Origin of the sequence: Janthinobacterium sp. FT14W (genome assembly GCF_009208755.1) — a bacterium.
Classification (GTDB): domain Bacteria; phylum Pseudomonadota; class Gammaproteobacteria; order Burkholderiales; family Burkholderiaceae_D; genus Janthinobacterium; species Janthinobacterium violaceinigrum.
In genome coordinates, this window is record NZ_WFLL01000112.1 from 1 (window position 1) to 1043 (window position 1043).

Here is a 1043-nt window from a genome sequence, read left to right on the forward strand (position 1 = left end):
CTAGGTGTGAAGTTGCAAGAGGTTATTCGGACTAGATCCGAGCCGTGACATCGGGGCCTTGCCAGCAATGCCCTGATGCGGCCGGTGCCAGTTGTAGTGATGATTCCATTCCTTGAGCATGTGGGCACGTTCCAGTGAGTTGTTATAAACGAAGCCGTAAGCCCATTCACGCAAGGCTGACTGGATGAAGCGTTCGGCCTTGCCATTGGTCTGCGGTCGATATGGCCGCGTAAAGCGGTGCTTGACTTCGATCTGACTGCAAGTCGCCTTGAATGACCTGGAGCGAAAGGCTGAACCGTTGTCGGTCAACAAGGCTTTGGGGCGCACCCCGAGCGAGCAGAAATAGGCGTGGGTATTGGCGAGGAAACTGTTGGCATTTTCCTGGGTTTCGTCAGGGTAGAGTTCCGTGAAGGCGATGCGGGCATGGTCGTCAATGGCGATAAACAAGACTTCCCATCCGGCGCCGCGCGCACGGTCGCGCCGGTTTCCAGTCGCACGATGACCGGTGGCTTCAATGCGTCCGAGCTTCTTGGTATCAATATGAATCAGGTCGCCCGGTTGCGCATGCTCATAGCGTTGCACCGCCTCGACGGGATCGAGATCGCTCAGTTTGGAGAGGCCGGCACGCGCCAGCACACGGCTGACCGTGGCCTTCGATATCTGCAGGTACTGGGCAATCCTGGCCTGCGTCATGCGCTTCTTGCGTAGCTCGACAACGGTCAGCGCCTTGCCCGCGTCCAGTGCCAAAGGGCAGTGTGCGGGACGCGACGAGCGGTCCATCATGCCTTCGCGGCCCTCGGCAAGGAAGCGCCCCAGCCATTTGCGCACGGTCGCCTCGCTCACAGCATAGCGGACAGCGGCTTGGCAGACCGGCAGGCGGTGATGTAGGACGTCTTCGACCATCTCGACTCGACGAATCAGAGTTAATCGGGCATTCTTATGGATGTTCATTCGGTTGGTTTCCTTGAGAACTGGGGGTTTGGCGATTTCCAGTGTCTCAAATCCAATCCGAATGAACCACAACAACCTATTGAAACATCACA

At 57.5% G+C, this 1043-nt stretch carries 1 protein-coding gene; it reads right to left on the minus strand.

Going from position 1 to position 1043, the window contains the following annotated elements:
* A complete protein-coding gene (locus GCN74_RS28180; protein ID WP_152259704.1) occupies window positions 1-951 on the minus strand; it encodes an IS481 family transposase in 951 nt (316 codons plus the stop codon).
* Between the last annotated feature and the right edge of the window lie 92 nt (window positions 952-1043).